Genomic DNA, 16,837 nt, shown 5'->3' with positions numbered 1-16,837 from the left:
CTGGGAGAGACGCGACGACATCCACGAAGCGTTCCTCGGCCTCGCCGTCTGCCTGATCACCCACCGTCACGTTCGACGCCTTTGTTAGGACCTCTTATGCGTTCGTCCGCCAAAGTCCCTGACCACTCGTTAGATTGAGCGCGGAGCGACGACGCGGGGGGATGACCAGTGGTCGAGAAAATCGTCGGTGGCCTCGTGCTGGCCATCCTCACCTACCTGGGGCGCACCCTCTGGCAGAACCGGCGGCACCTCGGACTCATGCTGGTCCTCCTCGTTCCATGGCGCCGCACGAGGGTGTCGGTCGCCGTGCTGCTCCGGGTCCATGACGAGGACCGCTACGTCCTCTTCTCCTCGCCGACGCGACCCGGCGCTTTCGGTCCGCCCGGCGGAGTGGTCAAGTACCAGGAACACGGGCGCGCGGCGCTGGAAAGGATGGGGTTCGAGTTCGAGGACCGCGGCGCCCCCGCGATGCGTCTCGACCTGCGAGGCTACCTGCCCGCTTCGCGCGTCCCCGACTTCGCGCGGTGGCTGCATCGCGGGATCGACCGGGAACCCGCCGCCGAGTGCCTACGTCGCGAACTGGTCGAGGAGCTGGGTGAGGTCGGTCACGAGGAACTCGCCCCGCTCGCACGGGACGTCACCTTCAGGCCGGTCCGGAGAGTCGTGGACGGCCCCATGAAGGTGGCGGGTGAGACGTACCACCAGCTTCGCTTCATCGAAGTGCTCGATCTCGTGCCGGACCGACCCGAGGCGGTGGAGCTGCGCACCGCCCTGCTCTCCCTCGCCGCCGCAGCGCCTGACGGGCCCGGAGCCACGGTCGTCACCGCCACGCGCAAGCAGATCAGCCTCGGCCGGGCGGGCGTGCACGTGGTCCTGCCGCAGTCCGCGTTCCTGGTCGGTGACCGGCGATTCCGCGGGGACATACATCCTGCTACCTGATCAATCCGTTCACTTCCGAAGAAACCCCCACAACACTCCGGCGAGTCTGCTGGGATACAGCCTCCGGCACGCGGGCGGAGACCGTTCCGCCCGCACGTGCCATCCGAACAGGGGGGCGCATGAGCGCAGCTGTGACCATCGAGATACTCCAGCACTCGGCCGGTGTGCTGGACGACGCGCTGAACGATGCCATCAGAGCGACACCGGCGCTGGAGCACCGCCTGCGCCGGGCTCGTGAGGGCCTGCTCAAGACACAGGAGCAACTGGACGGCGGATACCCGCACGTACCCGGCTACCGCATCGCGAACGGCGCGTCGACCGTGGCCGATCACTACCTCTCGGCGGACGAGGCGCGCGCTCGCGAGCTGCTGGAGCTGGCCGTCTACCTGTGGGAGGCCGAGAACCACGACGGCCGCTACACGCCGTCGATCGAGGTGTGCCGCAGCAAGCTGCTGCAGCTGGAGGCTTCCCCGAGTCACAGCGGCCCCGGCACGCTACCGGGCGCCCGGCAGGCGGACCAGGCGACGCCCGCAGCGTCCACCGCCTCGGTGAGTGCCTCGGGGGGTGCCGTGAACAGTGGCGACGCCTCGTCCGCCGCCGCCTCGACCGCGGTGTCCTCGGCTGCCGCTGCGTCGACCGCCGCTGCCTCGACCGCCCCGTCCGAGGGCAGCGCGGCGGCCGCAGCGGCCGCGGCCGCTGCGGCCGCCGCACCCGCCCTGTCCACCGGAACGGGCGCGGCTGCGATCTCGGTGGCCTCCGGAGGCGACACGGCCACCGCCACGGTCACCGCGCCATCCTTCCTCAGCCAGCTGAGCACGGTCCGGAGCTGGGACGCACTGCTGGAGGACTGGCGGTCCGGAGAGCCCGACGAGGACGCCGTCCGGCAGCTCGCCGATGATCTGGGTCTACGTCTGACGGAACTGCTCCGCACCCACGCACCGGTCGCGGCCGAGACGCTCGTCCCGTTGGTGGAGGACGACCTGGACGGACTGCGCCTCATGCTCGTCGGCGTCTCCGTCCCGGGCGACGACGCCCATGCGCTGCACCGGCGCGCCAAGGACGCCCGCAGCCTGTGCCGCTCGGAGATGCTGCCCTACGCCAAGGGCGGGACCGTGGTGGAGGCGGAGATCCTGCGTCAGCACTGGCTGGCCAGCGCGCTGTGGAACTACGCCGTCGAAGGACACTGGCACTCCAGCGGCTACCAGACCCTGGCCGACGTACTGGGCTACCTGCAGCTCATCCAGATCTCCGCCCGCTACCACGCCGAGAGACGGGAACTCCTGCTGGCGGTGACCGAAGCGGCCGTCCTGATCGCACTCGGAGCACTGCGGGACACCGAACTGAACCGCGTGTCCTACGTGTACGGCTGGCTGCGGCACGCGGTGGGGATCCATCTCCTCGTGGACGGCCCCGAACCCACCGCACCGAACGAGCTCCGGTTCAACGAACTGATCCAGGACCCCAAGTTCGCCGACCGGCACATCTACGCCGAGTACTGGGCCGTGCGCGTACTGAACCGCTGGACCAAGGAGGCCGAGCACCGCAGCAGCGTGGCCCTCACCCTGCTCAAACTCTCCGGTTGGAAGGCCGACAGGCTCGAGCGCCTGCTGGAACTGCTCTACTCCTCCACGGGCCCGTACGGGGAGGAGACCACGCACGAGGAGCGGCAGGAAGCCCTCGAGTTCTGGAAGACGGCAGGCATGGAGATGCTCGCCACCATCCGCATGGTCCGGGTCGCCCGGAACCCGTGGGAGCCCGGTGCGACGGCGTCCCCCGGACTCCTGTCGGTGGGTGAACAGGACGCGTACGTCCAGGTCACCAACCGACTGCTGCAGGGCATCGCCGCCGAGTTGGCGCCGCGCCCGCAGGGGACGATGGTCCAAGGCGCCCTGTTCGCCGGCCGGTCCGTGCCGACCTTCCTGGCCCTCGACAGCTTCGGCCCCGTCGGGGTGTTGAAGATCGACGAACTGGCGAAGGTGCGCAGGGAGAAGAAGAACTTCGACCAGTTCGCCGAGCCCTACCTGCGGCCCGTGTACCGGGCGGGCAAGTGCGTCGTCGGCAGCACCACCATCGCCAACGGCAGCAACGGCGACCTCTACCAGGGCATCTTCACCTCCTACGTCTTCCGGCACCGCGACGAGCCGAGAACCCTGCGCGCCTGGGTGCGCACCGCCGACCCCGAGGTGCTGCGGCCGGTCGTCCGCGAGGTGTTCATGGACGCGCTCGGCCCATGGCTGAGTCAGGCCCGCCGCACCATCGGCGACCTGCGCGGTGAATACCCGGCGCTCCGTCCGGCCGCCTTCGAGCTGACCAGCTACGCGCCCGGCAAGAACGCGGAGTCCGAGCTGAGGCACTTCGAGCTGCCGGAGACGGCGGAGGTCTTCGGGCTCCCGGGTGGGCTGTCCTGGCGCTCCCGCCTGATGGAGCCCCTCCTGCAGGGTTCCGCGCTCGGCTCCGACTCGTTCGTGGCGGAGGCCGGCTACGGCGCCGTCACCAACCCTCTGTGGCTCGTCGCGCACCTGGCGGAGGTCGCGGAGCGGGACGCCGACAGCCGCCCCCTGGTCGACCATCTGCTGTACGACCCCAAGGACGGCGTCACCACCGCCTCCTACCTGACGTGTGTCTGCCACGGAGACCTCCACGGGGACAACGTCCTGGCCAGCGGCCCCAAGGGGCAGCGTCCCGATCTCTATGTCATCGACTTCGAGACCACTCACCAGGGACACATCTGCAAGGACTTCGCCCGCCTTGAAGCCGCCCTGTGGTCGCGCACCTTCTCGTGGGACCACGACCAGTTGACGCAGGTACGCTCCTGGTTCATCGAAGCCTTGCAGGGCGCGGCCATGTGGGCCCCGGACATTCCGTCGGACGTCCACCCGGACGTCCGGCGTGTGTTGCTGTGCATCGCGGAACTCCGCGCCATCCTCAAGGGCTGTGAGCAGCGGAACTGGGCGTTCGGCGACTCCGAGTACCAGTGGGCGCTGCTGGCCTCCCTGCTGCCCTTCGCCCGGTACAGGGACCACGACAGCCCCATCAACCGGCATCTCCCGTTCCTGCTGGCCGCGGATGTCGCGGACCGACTGGTCGCCGGAGCGCAGGCAGCGATCAGGCCCGCGGAGTAGCGGGCGCCCCCGGCGGGGCGTGTCCCGCCCGCACCCTCCACCGCGGGCGGGACGCGCCCCGATCCGCTGTCACCGCGGCATCACGCGAGGAACGACGGCCCGGCAGTACGCTCCGGTCCGGTGGTCCAACGCGGCGGACGGCGTCGCCAGGCCGGAAAGCTGCCACCCACGAGACGCTCCCAGGTCAGCCGCCGTTTCTTCTCGCCTGCGCCGTCCACGGACCGCCTGCCGCGATCCGCAGGCGAGCGAGGTCTGCCGGTGCGGGACCATGGGGGCGTGGGGCGTGGGGCCTCACACCCGCCGGCCTCGCCGCACGCCGAACCAGGAGTCACCGTCTTGCCCGAGCGCACCCCGAACGCCGCCCACCCCGACCTGCGAGCCGACTGCGGCGACTGCTTCGGTCTGTGCTGCGTGGCGCTGCGCTTCTCACGTTCGTCGGACTTCCCGGTGAACAAGTCCGCCGGCACACCCTGCGGAAACCTCCAGGAGGACTTCCGCTGCGGGATCCACGAGCGACTGCGCGACAAGGGCTACAGCGGCTGCACGGTGTTCGACTGCTTCGGCGCGGGCCAGAAGGTCTCCCAGATCACCTTCAAGGGCGTCAGCTGGCGCGAGCAGCCGGACTCGGCCCGCACGATGTACGAGGTCTTCCCCGTCGTGCGCCGACTCCAGGAGCTCCTGAAGTACACCGCGCAGGCCTTGGACCTGCCCTCGGCCCGGCCCGTCCACCGGGACCTCCGCCGCGCCTACGAGCAGATCGACGCGCTCACCCGGGACACGCCCCAGACCTTGCTCGCCGTCGACGTGGACGCGCTGCGCGGCGAGGTCAACCCCCTGCTCCTGCGCGCCAGCGAACTGGCCCGCGCGGCGGTCCCGGGGCGCAAGAAGAACCACCGGGGCGCCCACCTCATCGGCTCGCGGCTATGCGGCGCGAAGCTGCGCGGCGCCAGCCTGCGCGGCGCTCTCCTCATCGCGGCCGACCTGTCCGACGCCGACCTGCGCGACGCCGACCTGATCGGCGCGGACATGAGGGACACCAACCTGTGCGGGGCAGACCTGCGCGGCGCGCTGTTCCTCACCCAGCCTCAGCTGAACGCCGCGCGGGGCGACGCCCGCACGAAGGTCTCCGACCCCTTGCAGCGCCCGTCCCACTGGGCCGCCTGAAGCGCGTCGCAGAAGGCCGCTCCCGGACAGGTTCCGGAGCCGGTCCGACCACGCGGAGAGGACAGGGGCGCACCCGGGCCCGATTCGGCTCAGCCGAGGAAACTCAGCCGCACCTGCCGGTTCGCGTTGTCCACGTTCGTGTCCACCAGGCACACCGACTGCCAGGTTCCGAGTTCCAGCCGTCCGCCGATCACCGGGAGGGTCGCGTGGGGCGGTACGAAGGCGGGCAGGACGTGGTCGCGGCCGTGGCCCGGGGAGCCGTGGCGGTGCTGCCAGCGGTCGTCGGCGGGGAGCAGGGTGTGCAGGGCGGCCAGCAGGTCGTCGTCGCTGCCCGCGCCGGTCTCGATGACCGCGATCCCGGCGGTGGCGTGCGGCACGAAGACGTTGAGGAGGCCGTCGCGGCCTGCGGCCGCCTCGCGGAGGAAGGACTCGCAGTCACCGGTGATGTCGGCGACACGCTCCGCCGAGCCGGTGGTGAGGTTCAGGATGCGGGTGGTGAAGGCGTCAGGCATGCCTCCCATCCTGACGTACCCGGCGGACCGGGCGCGGGCCCGGAGGGGCGGGTCGGGGGAAGATCGGAGCCCTCGGCTCGGTTGGTAGAAGCGTGAACAACACGCGCGAGGTCGAGGTCGTCGTCATCGGGGCCGGTCAGGCGGGGCTCGCCGCCGCCCACCACCTGCGGCGCACCGGGTGGGAGCCGGACCGTGACTTCGTCGTGCTCGACCACTCCCCCGGCCCCGGCGGCGCCTGGCAGTTCCGCTGGCCGTCGCTGACGTACGGCAAGGTGCACGGGATGCACTCCCTGCCGGGCATGGAACTGACCGACGCCGACCCGGCGCGGCCGTCCGCGGACGTGGTCGGCGAGTACTTCGCGGAGTACGAGCGGGTCTTCGACCTGCGTGTACGGCGGCCCGTCGACGTGCGCGCGGTGCGTGAGGGGACGGGCGGGCGACTGCTCGTCGAGACCTCGGCGGGCGTCTGGTCGACGCGGGCGCTGATCAACGCGACCGGCACCTGGGACCGGCCCTTCTGGCCGCGCTACCCGGGGCAGGAGACCTTCCGGGGTCGGCAACTGCACACCGCGCGGTACAACGGCCCCGAGGAGTTCGCCGGGCAGCGGGTCGTCGTGGTGGGCGGGGGTGCCTCGGCGACGCAGCACCTGCTGGAGATCGCTCCGTACGCCGCCGCCACCACCTGGGTGACCCGGCGGCCTCCCGTCTTCCGCGAGGGTCCCTTCGACGAGGACGCGGGCCGGGCGGCGGTCGCGCTCGTGGAGGAACGGGTACGGCAGGGGCTGCCGCCCAAGAGCGTGGTGTCGGTGACCGGTCTTCCGCTGAACGACGCGATCCGGGCCGGGCTGGAGTCGGGTGTGCTGGACCGGCGGCCCATGTTCGACCGGATCACGCCCGAGGGGGTCGAGTGGAGCGACGGGCGGCGCGTGGACGCCGACGTCATCCTGTGGGCGACCGGGTTCCGGGCCGCCATCGACCATCTGAGACCGCTGCGGCTGCGGGAGGCGGGCGGCGGCATCCGTGTCGAGGGGACGCGCGCGGTGGCCGACCCTCGCGTGCACCTGGTCGGCTACGGACCGTCGGCCAGCACCGTCGGCGCCAACCGGGCCGGGCGCGCGGCCGTTCGGGACATCAGGCGGCTGCTGGCCGAGCGGGAGCGGCTCGCCGCGTGACGTCCCGCCCGGTCACGTGGCCAGGTCCTCCTTGGCGGCGTCCTGCCGGACGCGGTTGAACTCGGCGACGTTGCGCTGGTGCTCGGCGTGGTCGGCGGTGAACCGGGTGTCGCCGGGCTTGACCGTGACGAAGTACAGCCAGTCGCCGGGGGTCGGGTTGATCGCGGCGCGCATCGCCTCGTCACCCGGGTTGGCGATGGGCGTGGGAGGCAGCCCCATGCGCTGGTACGAGTTGTAGGGGCTGTCGATCCGGGTGTCCTTCGTGGTGGTGTGCAGCGTGGAGCGCCCCAGGGCGTAGTTGATGGTGGAGTCCATCTGCAGCGGCATACCGCGCTCCAGCCGGTTGAAGATCACCCGGGCGGCCATGGCCATGTCGTCTTCGGTGGCGGCCTCCGCCTGCACGATGCTGGCGATCGTGACGGCCTGGTAGACGTTCAGGGCGTTGCGCTGGGCGCCCGCGGCGACCGGCGCGCCGGTGAACTTCTCGTTCGCCTTGTCGACCATGGCCGTCAGCAGCTTCTCCGGGGTCGGGGCCTCGCCGAGCGGGTAGGTCGCCGGGAAGAGGTAGCCCTCGGGGTTGCCCCCGGCGTCGTTCGGCAGCTTCAGTTCGGCCTTGGCCAGGGACTTCCTGGTGGTGCCGGCGGGCAGGGCCAGGGCCTTGTCGACGGCCGCGTAGACCTGGGTCGCGCGCCAGCCCTCCGGGATCACCAGGGACGTGGGTTCCGACCCGCCCTCGTCGTCCGTCGTCAGCAGCGGCACCGCCACGGCGGTACCGGCGACGACGGCGCCGGTCACGATCAGGGCGATACGGCCCCGGCGCGTCAGTCGGATCGTTCTCCTCGTGCCTCTCGCACTGCGTGGCGGAGTGTTCGTCTGCATGCGGGCACGGTAACCCCCATCTACACGCAAACCCGGCATATCGTCATCTTGTCGGCTCCAGTCGGGCGTCCCGGCGCACCAGTGCCGCGTACCTGCCCTCCTGCGCCAGCAATTCCTCGTGCGTGCCCTGTTCCGCCAGGCGCCCCGAGTCGAGGACCACGATGCGGTCGGCGTCCCGGACCGTGGACAGGCGGTGCGCGATGGTGATGGTGGTGCGGTTGGCGGACAGGGCGTCGATCGCCTCCTGCACGGCGGCCTCGGTGCGCGTGTCCAGGGCGCTGGTGGCCTCGTCGAGGACGAGCACGGGCGGGTCGCGGAGGATGGTGCGGGCGATGGCCAGGCGCTGCTTCTCACCGCCGGAGAAGCGGTGGCCTCGCTCGCCCACGACCGTGTCGTACCCGTCGGGCAGGGCGGCGATGTGGTCGTGGATCTGGGCCGCCCGCGCCGCCGCCTCCAGCTCCGCGTCGGTGGCGTCCGGCTTGGCGAAGCGCAGGTTCTCCGCGACCGAGGCGTGGAAGAGGTACGTCTCCTGCGAGACGACGCCGACCGCGCGGGCGAGGGTGTCGAAGTCGAGGTCGCGCACGTCGGCCCCGTCCAGGGTGACCCGGCCGCCCGTCACGTCGTACAGCCGCGGCACGAGGTGGCCGAGGGTGGACTTGCCGGCTCCGGTCGGGCCGACGACGGCGAGGCTGCTGCCCGCGGGGACGGTGATGTCGATGCCGTCGAGGACCGGGCGGTCCGTGCCGTCGTAGCGGAACTCGACGTTCTCGAACCGGACCTCGCCCTTGATGTGGTCGAGGTGGCGCGGGTCGTCCCGTTCGGTGATGTCGATCGGCAGGTCGAGGTACTCGAAGATCCTCTGGAAGAGCGCGAGCGAGCTCTGGATCTGGACGCCGGTCGACAGCAGGCTCACGGTCGGACGGAAGAGCCCCTGCTGGAGCGAGACGAAGGCGACGATCGTGCCGAGCGAGACCTCGGGGCCGCCGAAGCGGAGGGCGATGCCGGCGGTCCAGTAGATGACGGCCGGCATGGCGGCCATGACGATCGTGATGACCGCCATCCGCCAGCGGCCCGCCATGTTCGACCTGACCTCCAGGTCGACCAGGCCCTCCGACTCGTCGGCGAAGGCCCGGGTGAGCGAGTCGGTACGCCCCATCGTGCGGCCCAGCAGGATGCCGCTGACGGAGAGCGACTCGGTCACCGTGGCGGCCATCGCGGCCATCTGCTTCTGGCGCCGGGTTGTGATCTTCCTGCGTTCCCGTCCGACGCGGCGGCTGATCCACACGAACACCGGCAGGAGGAGCAGCGAGACGACGGTGAGGCGCCAGTCCAGGACGACCATGGCGGCGATCGTGGCGATCACGCTGGTGAGGTTGGAGACCAGGGAGGTCGCCGTCGACGTGACGGTGGCCTGCATGCCGCCGATGTCGTTGGCGATGCGGGACTGGACCTCGCCGGTGCGGGTGCGGGTGAAGAAGGCGAGGGACATCTGCTGCAGCCGGCCGTAGACGGCGGTGCGCAGGTCGTGCATGACGCGCTGGCCGACGGTCGTCGAGATCAGCGTCTGCAGGACACCGAAGACGCTGGTGAGGACGGCGCCGAGGATCATGCCGAGGGCGAGCAGGCTCAGCAGGCCCGTGCGCCCCTCGGGGAGGGCGACGTCGAGGATCTCCTTGAGCAGGAAGGGCGTGGCGACCGACACGAGCGACGCGGCACCGACGAGCAGGCCGACGATCGCGAGCCGGCCGCGATAGGGGCGGAAGAGTCTCAGAATGCGGCGCACCTGCCGCGGCTGTTCCTTCGCCTCGGCGGGTGCGGTCCAGGCGGACTCGTGGTCGGGATGCATGGGCTCCTACGGGGGTCGACGAGCGGAAAGGCCACCTTGCGGATCGTAGCTCATTGTTACCTATACTCACAATGAACGTAGTCCTGATATTGTTCCCGTATGACCGCCCCCGATCCCGACGGCCTGCTCGCCGAGCAGTTGCTGCGGCTCACGCGCCGGGTGCACCGCATCCAGAAGCGCCATCTCGAACACCGCGACCTCGGCATCACACCGGCCCAGTCCCGGCTGCTGCGCACGCTGGCGCACTACGGCTCGCCGCCCCGCATGGCCGACCTGGCCGAGCGTCTGGAGGTGGTGCCCCGGGCGGTGACGACGCTGGTCGACGGTCTGGAAGCCGCGGGGAAGGTCCGCCGCGTCCCGGACCCGGCCAATCGCAGGGTGATCCGGATCGAACTCACCGACGACGGACGCGCGGCCCTGCGGGAGCTGCACGGCGCGCGCCGCTCCGCCGCGGAGGAGATCCTGGCGCCGCTGACGGGCGAGCAGCGTACGGTGCTCGGCGGGCTGCTGGACACGCTGGTCGACGGCCCCGGCGTCATGGGGGGCGACCGGACCGGGTGACCGGGGGCGCGCCCTCAGAGCCGCAGGTGCTCCCTGTCCCCCATGACCACCACCGGGTGCAGGTCCGGGTCCAGTGTGCGCAGCAGATGCTCCATGGCCGGCTTGGGCAGGCTCACGCAGGCGGACGTGCCACTGCCGTGGTCCATGTGCAGCCAGATGCCACCCCCCTCGGACGCGCCCCGCGGACGGGTCGGATCGTTCGGCGGGGTGCCCTTGACCCGGTTGTAGTCGATGGCGATCACGTAGTCGAAGTCGTGCCAGTAGGACTTCTTCCACCACCTCGGTGCCGCGAAGGCGGCGGACCGCGTGTAGGGCAGGCCGGCGCCGGGAGCCGGTGCGGGGTCCGGGAGGACGCCCCCGGCGTCGCTGAGCGTGAAGACGCCGACGGGGCTGCGCCGGTCGTTCTCGCGGTGGTCCGTCGTCCACCCCTTCGTACCGTTGTGCGCCGCCCAACGGCGCACGCGCTGCCAGCCGGAGCCCCGCTTCGTGTACAGCACGACCGTGGAGTCGGCGGAGTCCCTGTCCTGTCCGTAGACCGCGACGACCTGACGGGAGTCGGCGGGAACGAGCCGCTGCAGACGGTCGCCGACGCCGGGAATGCGGGTCGGGTCGGCCGTCGCACCACTCGCTCCCGCCCCTCCGGCGGGCCCGCTCGCCCGGGCGCCCGCCCCGGGCCCGGACGGGTCGCCGCAGGCGGACACCGTCGCCAGCAAGGATCCGAGGAGCGTCAGAGCGACCGCCGTTCGCCGTGCACCACCCCTACGCATCGGTCCATGGTCGCACCGGCGCGGCACCCGTCGTGAAGGGGTTAGGCGGACGGCAGCCGGATTCGTGTCCCCGTGCGGAAAACCGCTTGATTTTGGGCATGCCGCGACGCGAACCTTGCACGGTTTGCAGTCTCTTGCCGCCGTATCGCAACGGCACCCCCTGACACGAGCCACTGGGACGTCATGCAGATCCAAGACCTTCCGTATCCCGACCCGGGCGTACCGGACGCGCGCTCGGGCCCCCGCTTCCTGTGGTGGCTGTTCCGCAACCAGCTGGGAGGACAACTCAAGGCCCTGGCCTGGGGCATGGTGCACTTCGTCTCCGTCTCCGCCCTGCCGTTCTGCGTGGGTGTCGCCGTCCAGGCCGTCGTCGACCGGTCCGGCGCCCGACTCGCCCTCGCGGGCGGCCTCCTGGCCCTGTGCTGCGTCGGCAACGCGCTCGGCGACACCTTCCTGCACCGTGCCGCCGTCACCAACTGGATCACCGCGGCGGCCCGGGTCCAGCAACTGCTGGCCCGCAAGACCGCGGTCCTGGGCGCGGCGCTGACCCGCCGGGTCGCCGCGGGCGAGGTCGTGGCCGTCTCCACCGGCGACGTGGAGAAGATCGGCTGGTTCGTGGAGGCCGTCTCCCGCTTCACGGCGGCGGCGCTGACGATCGTGCTGGTCTGTGTCGCCCTGGTCGTCTACGAGCCGGCGCTCGGCGTCGTCGTGATCCTCGGTCTGCCGGTACTCGCCCTCGCCGTGCTGCCTCTGCTGCCGCGGGCCACCCGACGGGCCGACGTCCAGCGCGAGAAGGCCGGGCACGCCACCGAACTCGCCTCGGACACCGTCGCCGGGCTGCGGGTGCTGCGCGGCATCGGCGGCGAGGAGCTCTTCCTCGACCGCTACCGCAGCGCCTCCCAGGAGGTGCGCCACGCTGCCGTGCGCAGCGCCCGGATGTGGTCCCTGATCTCCGCGATCCAGGTACTGCTGCCGGGGCTGCTGCTGGTCGGCGTGGTCTGGCACGGCGTGCATCTCGCCCGCCAGGGCCGCATCGGGGTCGGTGAACTCGTCACCGTGTACAGCTCCGTCATGCTCCTCACCTACCCTCTCCGGCACTTCGAGGAGATCGCCATGGCGTACTCCTTCTCCCGGCCGTCGGCCAAGCGGGCCGCGCGGGTGCTCGCCCTGGAGCGGGCCACCGACACCGCCGGCTCCCGCCCCGCCGAGGTACCGACCGGGGATCTGTACGACCCGGCCACCGGTCTCCTGGCGTCGAGGGGCCGGTTCACCGCCGTGGTGTGCGGCGACCCGGACGCGGCCGGACGGCTCGCGGAACGGCTCGGTGGGCATCCCTCGGAGCAGGGCGAGTCGGCGCTGCTCGGCGGCGTGCCGCTCGACGAACTGCCGCTGGAGTCCGCCCGCACCGCCGTGCTGGTCCAGGACAAGGACCCGGTTCTGCTCTCCGGCACGCTGCGGGAACTGCTCGACGTGCCCGCCTCCGGCGCGGTCGCCGCGCAGGACGCGCTGGCCGCGGCCCAGTGCGACGACGTGCTGGCGGCGCTCACGCAGGGGTCCCCGGGCGTGGACGACCCGATGGACGCCCGCATCACCGAACGCGGACGCTCGCTGTCCGGCGGCCAGCGCCAGCGGCTGGCCCTGGCCCGGTCGCTGATCACGGACCCGGAGGCACTCGTCCTGGACGAGCCGACCTCGGCCGTGGACTCGCACACCGAGGCGCGGATCGCGGAAGGCGTGCGGACGCTGCGCGCCGGTCGGACCACCGTGGTGTTCACCTCGTCGCCGCTGCTGCTGGACCGCGCGGACCGGATCGTCTTCCTGCACGACGGCGAGGTCGCCGCGGTCGGCGGCCACCGGGAACTGCTGCACACCGACCCCCGGTACCGCGCGGTGGTGACCCGTGAGACCGACGAGGAGACCGCGGCGCGCGGGCAGACGGTCCCCGCGGCCGGAGGCGGCCCGGAGCCGGCCCTGAAAGGTCGGCCGGCGCTGAACGGTGAGAACCCGCGCGACCGCGAGAAGACCCCGGACGACGGCGCCCTCGTCGATGACGACGTACTGCGCCGACTGGAAGAGATCGAGGAGACGGCATGATCGGCGTCGCGCCACCGTCGTACGACCCGGCGGCCCCGACCACGGCGAGCACCCTGCCCGTCGGGGCACCCGCGACCGTACGCGCGTACACGGGAGAGCTGCTGCGCCGGCACCGCCGGGCGTTCCTCCTCCTGGTCTCCGTCAACACCGTCGCGGTGATCGCCTCCATGGCGGGCCCCTACCTGCTGGGCGGGCTGGTGGAGCGGGTGTCGGACGAGTCGCGCGAGCTGAACCTCGGGCTCACCGCCTCGCTGTTCGTGCTCGCGCTCGTCGTCCAGGCCGTGTTCGTGCGGGAGGTGCGGCTGCGCGGAGCCGTGCTGGGCGAGCGGATGCTGGCCGATCTGCGCGAGGACTTCCTCGTGCGGTCGGTCAGGCTGCCGCCCGGCGTGCTGGAACGGGCCGGTACCGGTGATCTGCTCTCCCGGATCACGACGGACATCGACCGGCTCGCCAATGCCATGCGCGAAGCCGTGCCGCAGCTGGCCATCGGTGCCGTGTGGGTGGTGCTGCTGCTCGGCGGGCTCGTGATCACGGCGCCGCCGCTGGCGCCCGCGGTGCTGATCGCGGTGCCGCTGCTGGTCGTCGGCTGCCGCTGGTACTTCCGGCGGGCGCCCGCCGCCTACCGCTCGGAGGCCGCCGGGTACGCCGCCGTCGCCGCCGCGCTCGCCGAGACCGTGGACGCCGGCCGCACCGTGGAGTCCCACCGCCTCGACGCCCGTCGCATCGAGCTGTCGGAGCGGCGGATCATCGAGTGGACGGCCTGGGAGCGCTACACGCTCTGGCTGCGGTCGGTGCTCTTCCCGGTCATCAACGTCACCCATGTGACCGTGCTCTCCTCCGTCCTGCTGATCGGCGGCGTGTTCGTCCTGCAGGGCTGGATCGGGGTCGGTCAGCTGACCACGGCGGCGCTGATCGCGCAGATGCTCGTCGACCCGGTCGGCCTCATCCTGCGCTGGTACGACGAGCTGCAGGTCGCGCAGGTGTCCCTGGCGCGGCTGGTGGGAGTGCGGGACATCGAGCCCGAGGCCGGTGACCCCGCGCTGGCCCCCGACGGGCGGCACGTGCACGCCGACCGCGTGCACTTCGGCTACGTCGAGGGCGTGGACGTCCTGCGCAAGGTGTCGCTGGAGGTCGCCCCCGGCACCCGGCTCGCGCTGGTCGGGCCCTCGGGCGCCGGCAAGTCGACGCTGGGCAGGCTGCTGGCCGGCATCTACGGCCCCCGCGACGGCCGGGTCACCCTGGGCGGCGCCGAGCTGTCCCGGATGTCCGCCGAATCGGTCCGCTCGCACGTTGCCCTCGTCAACCAGGAGCACCACGTGTTCGTGGGCTCCCTGCGCGACAACCTGCGCCTCGCCCGGACCGGAGCAACCGACGCCGAGCTGTGGGCGGCGCTGGGCGCGGTCGACGCGGACGACTGGTCCCGGGGACTCGACGAGGGCCTGGACACCGAGGTCGGCTCGGGCGGCTTCACGCTCAGCCCGGCCCAGGCCCAGCAGATCGCGCTGGCCCGCCTGGTGCTGGCCGACCCGCACACCCTGGTCCTGGACGAGGCGACGTCCCTGCTCGATCCCCGGGCGGCCCGCCACCTCGAACAGTCCCTCGCGCGTGTCCTCGACGGCCGGACCGTCGTCGCGATCGCACACCGTCTGCACACCGCCCACGACGCGGACGTCATCGCCGTCGTCGAGAAGGGGCGGATCAGCGAGCTGGGCAGCCACGACGAGCTGGTCGCGGCGGACGGGGCGTACGCGGCGCTCTGGCGCTCGTGGCACGGCTGACCCGGCCCCGACGGGCACCCTCCGGCCGGAACCGAGGCACCCCACCGCTCGGCTCCGGCCGGGCGGTGGGCCGGGCGGTGGGCCGGGCGGAAGCGGGGCGGGCGGCACCGGCACACTCGGCGTAGCGGGCCGAAGCACCGGGTACCCGGTCGACGGCTGTGGCGTTGCGCGGTCCCGAACGGGAGTGGAAGGCTGGAAGCAGGCACCGGCTCGGGGTAGGCCCGGGAACCGTGCGGTTCGTGACGGGCGACGCCTGTGCCCCGTGCAGCGGCGGCCCGCCGCGGTCCACGGTGAGAAGGGGCCGGTCCCCACCCCCTGGAGGTACCCGTGAACAGCGCCGACGGATGGGGAGACGACGTCTACCAGCCCGACGGATCCGAGCAGCGGGAGGACACCGGGCTGCTCGACGGGGAGGACACCCTCGAGAACGACGGTGTCGACGATCCGCTCGACCGTGGCTGGTCCCCGCCTGAGCGCCCCTGGGCGGTGGAGCACACCGGCGTGACGGCGGCCGAACGGCAGGCAGGCGAGACGCTGGAGCAGCGGCTCGCCGAGGAGCGGCCGGACGTGCTCGCACCCGACGGTGACGGACTGGGAGACTCCGACGGCACCGACGGAGAACTGCTGGACAACGAGGTCGGCGCGGACCGCTCCGGTCGGCTCGTGGCGCCCGACGAGGGGGCTCACGAGGACGAGGAGCCGGCGCTGGTCGCCCTGGACGTCGGAATCGACGGGGCGGCGGCCTCCGCCGAGGAGGCCGCGATGCACGTCGTCGACGAGGACTCGCTGCCCGGCTGACGCCCCCCACGGCGGTGATCCGCCGCCGTCCCGACGATCCGCGCCGTACGAGGAGCACTCATGCAGCAGGACAAGCACCCCGAGTACCAGCCCGTCGTCTTCCGTGACCGCAGCGCCGGGTACGCCTTCCTCACCCGGTCCACGGCCACCAGCGACCAGACCATCGCGTGGGACGACGGCGAGACCTACCCGGTGGTCGACGTGGAGATCTCCTCGGAGAGTCACCCCTTCTACACGGGCAAGGCACGGACGGTGGACTCCGAGGGCCGTGTCGCGCGCTTCGAGCGGCGCTACGGCGGAGGCGAGGGACAGGGCTCGGGCACACCGGGCTGAGCGGGCCGGGGCAGCGACCCTCAGATGAAGTTCAGCGCGGCCGCGCCGCCCACTCCCCCGAGCAGCATGAACGCAGGCATCAGCACCTTCAGCTCGACCCAGCTGCCCGCCCGGAACCGCATGGCCTTCGGCGGGCCGATCGGGTACCAGCGCTTGCGGCCCACCGGTATCGGCCAGAGTATCGGGCAGCCCGAGACGGTCAGCGCGTCCCCGATGTCGTGGACGAGGGCGCCGAGCACGATCGGCAGCCCGAGCCACAGGTACTCCTGTCCCGGCGCGGTGAAGAGCCAGTCCGAGCCGCCGTCCGACTTGTCCAGTATCCCGGCGATGATCCAGGCACTGGTCCCGGCGAGCAGCCAGACCAGCACGTCGCTGCTGGAGCCGCGGGTCGCCCGCCAGAGCAGGCCCTCGATGGCGAGCACCATGTGCACGAAGAGGAGTGCCAGCACCGCCCAGCGCCCGCCCGTGACCGCCAGCGCCGAGGCCCCCGCCCCGATCAGGACCGCCCAGAGCCAGGTGTGGGTCAGCGTGCGGTGTCCGCCGGAGCGCCGTGGGTCGCCCTGCTTCTTCGTGGCCTTGTAGACGGCGTAGGACAGCTTGTCGACGATCTCGCACAGCCCCCGTGAGACGGGTCCGAAGGCCCGGGAGATGGTGGCCGCCTTGTGGTCGAGGTCCGGGGCGAGCGCCGCTCCCGCGCAGATCAGCGCTCCGGCGAGCAGCACCGGCCAGGGCATCGGGTACCCCGCGGCGGTGGTCGCCGCCCCGACGCCGAGCCACGCCGCGGCGCCCGAGAGTGAGTGTGCTGGTCCCATCATCGCCGTTGCCCGCCCCATTCCTCGTGTGCCGCTGTGCAGTTGTCCGGGTCCGCTCTT

General features: G+C 72.0%; 14 protein-coding genes. 9 read left to right on the top strand and 5 right to left on the bottom strand.

All coding sequences use genetic code 11. The annotated features are described in order from the left end of the window. The first annotated feature begins 168 nt into the window (after positions 1-168). From ACGF5T_RS35350 to ACGF5T_RS35340, 3 genes are all read left to right on the top strand, one after another. On the top strand, positions 169-939 hold the full coding sequence (locus ACGF5T_RS35350) for a hypothetical protein (protein ID WP_366768885.1): 771 nt from the start codon (positions 169-171) through the stop codon (positions 937-939). A gap of 119 nt (positions 940-1,058) precedes the next feature. Continuing rightward, the gene (locus ACGF5T_RS35345; RefSeq protein ID WP_366768886.1) at positions 1,059-4,061 is read left to right on the top strand and encodes a phosphotransferase; all 3,003 of its coding nucleotides are present in this window, start codon (positions 1,059-1,061) and stop codon (positions 4,059-4,061) included. A 336-nt stretch (positions 4,062-4,397) separates the two neighbouring features. Beyond that, a complete protein-coding gene (locus ACGF5T_RS35340; protein ID WP_361010306.1) occupies positions 4,398-5,225 on the top strand; it encodes a pentapeptide repeat-containing protein in 828 nt (275 codons plus the stop codon). Between the two features lie 89 nt (positions 5,226-5,314). Here the strand turns inward: ACGF5T_RS35340 and ACGF5T_RS35335 are convergent, their stop codons facing one another. Next, the gene (locus tag ACGF5T_RS35335) at positions 5,315-5,737 is read right to left on the bottom strand and encodes a YjbQ family protein (RefSeq protein WP_366768887.1); all 423 of its coding nucleotides are present in this window, start codon (positions 5,735-5,737) and stop codon (positions 5,315-5,317) included. A gap of 92 nt (positions 5,738-5,829) precedes the next feature. On the opposite strand from ACGF5T_RS35335, the gene ACGF5T_RS35330 reads away from it, so the two are divergent. Then, positions 5,830-6,909, top strand: coding sequence for an NAD(P)-binding domain-containing protein (locus ACGF5T_RS35330; RefSeq protein ID WP_366768888.1), 1,080 nt, complete (start codon positions 5,830-5,832; stop codon positions 6,907-6,909). Positions 6,910-6,921: 12 nt separating this feature from the next. Here the strand turns inward: ACGF5T_RS35330 and mltG are convergent, their stop codons facing one another. Together mltG and ACGF5T_RS35320 are read right to left on the bottom strand one after the other, a co-directional pair. Further along, entirely contained in the window at positions 6,922-7,788 is an 867-nt protein-coding gene (mltG, locus tag ACGF5T_RS35325) for an endolytic transglycosylase MltG (protein WP_366768889.1), read from the bottom strand. 43 nt (positions 7,789-7,831) lie between these two features. Beyond that, positions 7,832-9,634: an ABC transporter ATP-binding protein gene (locus ACGF5T_RS35320; protein WP_366768890.1), complete on the bottom strand. Its 1,803-nt coding sequence runs from the start codon at positions 9,632-9,634 to the stop codon at positions 7,832-7,834. 99 nt (positions 9,635-9,733) lie between these two features. Here ACGF5T_RS35320 and ACGF5T_RS35315 point away from each other — a divergent pair, with 99 nt between their 5' ends. Further along, entirely contained in the window at positions 9,734-10,195 is a 462-nt protein-coding gene (locus tag ACGF5T_RS35315; protein ID WP_361010292.1) for a MarR family transcriptional regulator, read from the top strand. Positions 10,196-10,209: 14 nt separating this feature from the next. On the opposite strand, the gene ACGF5T_RS35310 is transcribed toward ACGF5T_RS35315, so the two are convergent. Then, positions 10,210-10,962: a hypothetical protein gene (locus ACGF5T_RS35310; RefSeq protein WP_366768891.1), complete on the bottom strand. Its 753-nt coding sequence runs from the start codon at positions 10,960-10,962 to the stop codon at positions 10,210-10,212. Between the two features lie 183 nt (positions 10,963-11,145). Here ACGF5T_RS35310 and ACGF5T_RS35305 point away from each other — a divergent pair, with 183 nt between their 5' ends. The 4 genes from ACGF5T_RS35305 to ACGF5T_RS35290 all read left to right on the top strand — a co-directional run bounded on the left by ACGF5T_RS35305 (position 11,146) and on the right by ACGF5T_RS35290 (position 15,965). Beyond that, positions 11,146-13,056, top strand: a complete 1,911-nt coding sequence (locus ACGF5T_RS35305) for an ABC transporter ATP-binding protein (protein WP_356606596.1) — start codon at positions 11,146-11,148, stop codon at positions 13,054-13,056. Further along, positions 13,053-14,834 (top strand): ABC transporter ATP-binding protein, encoded by a 1,782-nt coding sequence (locus ACGF5T_RS35300; RefSeq protein ID WP_366768892.1) that lies wholly within the window; start codon positions 13,053-13,055, stop codon positions 14,832-14,834. The genes ACGF5T_RS35305 and ACGF5T_RS35300 overlap by 4 nt, the downstream gene beginning before the upstream one ends. 327 nt (positions 14,835-15,161) lie before the next feature. After that, positions 15,162-15,632, top strand: a complete 471-nt coding sequence (locus ACGF5T_RS35295; RefSeq protein WP_356606592.1) for a DUF5709 domain-containing protein — start codon at positions 15,162-15,164, stop codon at positions 15,630-15,632. A 60-nt stretch (positions 15,633-15,692) separates the two neighbouring features. Then, complete coding sequence (locus ACGF5T_RS35290; RefSeq protein ID WP_356606590.1) at positions 15,693-15,965, top strand: type B 50S ribosomal protein L31; 273 nt, start codon at positions 15,693-15,695, stop codon at positions 15,963-15,965. A 20-nt stretch (positions 15,966-15,985) separates the two neighbouring features. Here the strand turns inward: ACGF5T_RS35290 and ACGF5T_RS35285 are convergent, their stop codons facing one another. After that, positions 15,986-16,780 (bottom strand): metal-dependent hydrolase, encoded by a 795-nt coding sequence (locus tag ACGF5T_RS35285; protein WP_366768893.1) that lies wholly within the window; start codon positions 16,778-16,780, stop codon positions 15,986-15,988. Positions 16,781-16,837: the final 57 nt, after the last annotated feature.

This window comes from Streptomyces sp. NPDC047853, from assembly GCF_043204535.1.
GTDB lineage: Bacteria > Actinomycetota > Actinomycetes > Streptomycetales > Streptomycetaceae > Streptomyces.
The sequence above is the reverse complement of the archived record's forward strand: the minus strand, read 5'-3'. Positions and strand labels throughout refer to the sequence as shown.

Coding starts and splice junctions, on each gene's coding strand:
- ACGF5T_RS35345 (WP_366768886.1), top strand. CDS start 1,059: ATGAGCGCAGCTGTGACCATCGAGATACTCCAGCACTCGGCCGGTGTG.
- ACGF5T_RS35335 (WP_366768887.1), bottom strand. CDS start 5,737: ATGCCTGACGCCTTCACCACCCGCATCCTGAACCTCACCACCGGCTCG.
- mltG (WP_366768889.1), bottom strand. CDS start 7,788: ATGCAGACGAACACTCCGCCACGCAGTGCGAGAGGCACGAGGAGAACG.
- ACGF5T_RS35320 (WP_366768890.1), bottom strand. CDS start 9,634: ATGCATCCCGACCACGAGTCCGCCTGGACCGCACCCGCCGAGGCGAAG.
- ACGF5T_RS35315 (WP_361010292.1), top strand. CDS start 9,734: ATGACCGCCCCCGATCCCGACGGCCTGCTCGCCGAGCAGTTGCTGCGG.
- ACGF5T_RS35310 (WP_366768891.1), bottom strand. CDS start 10,962: ATGCGTAGGGGTGGTGCACGGCGAACGGCGGTCGCTCTGACGCTCCTC.
- ACGF5T_RS35305 (WP_356606596.1), top strand. CDS start 11,146: ATGCAGATCCAAGACCTTCCGTATCCCGACCCGGGCGTACCGGACGCG.
- ACGF5T_RS35300 (WP_366768892.1), top strand. CDS start 13,053: ATGATCGGCGTCGCGCCACCGTCGTACGACCCGGCGGCCCCGACCACG.
- ACGF5T_RS35290 (WP_356606590.1), top strand. CDS start 15,693: ATGCAGCAGGACAAGCACCCCGAGTACCAGCCCGTCGTCTTCCGTGAC.
- ACGF5T_RS35285 (WP_366768893.1), bottom strand. CDS start 16,780: ATGATGGGACCAGCACACTCACTCTCGGGCGCCGCGGCGTGGCTCGGC.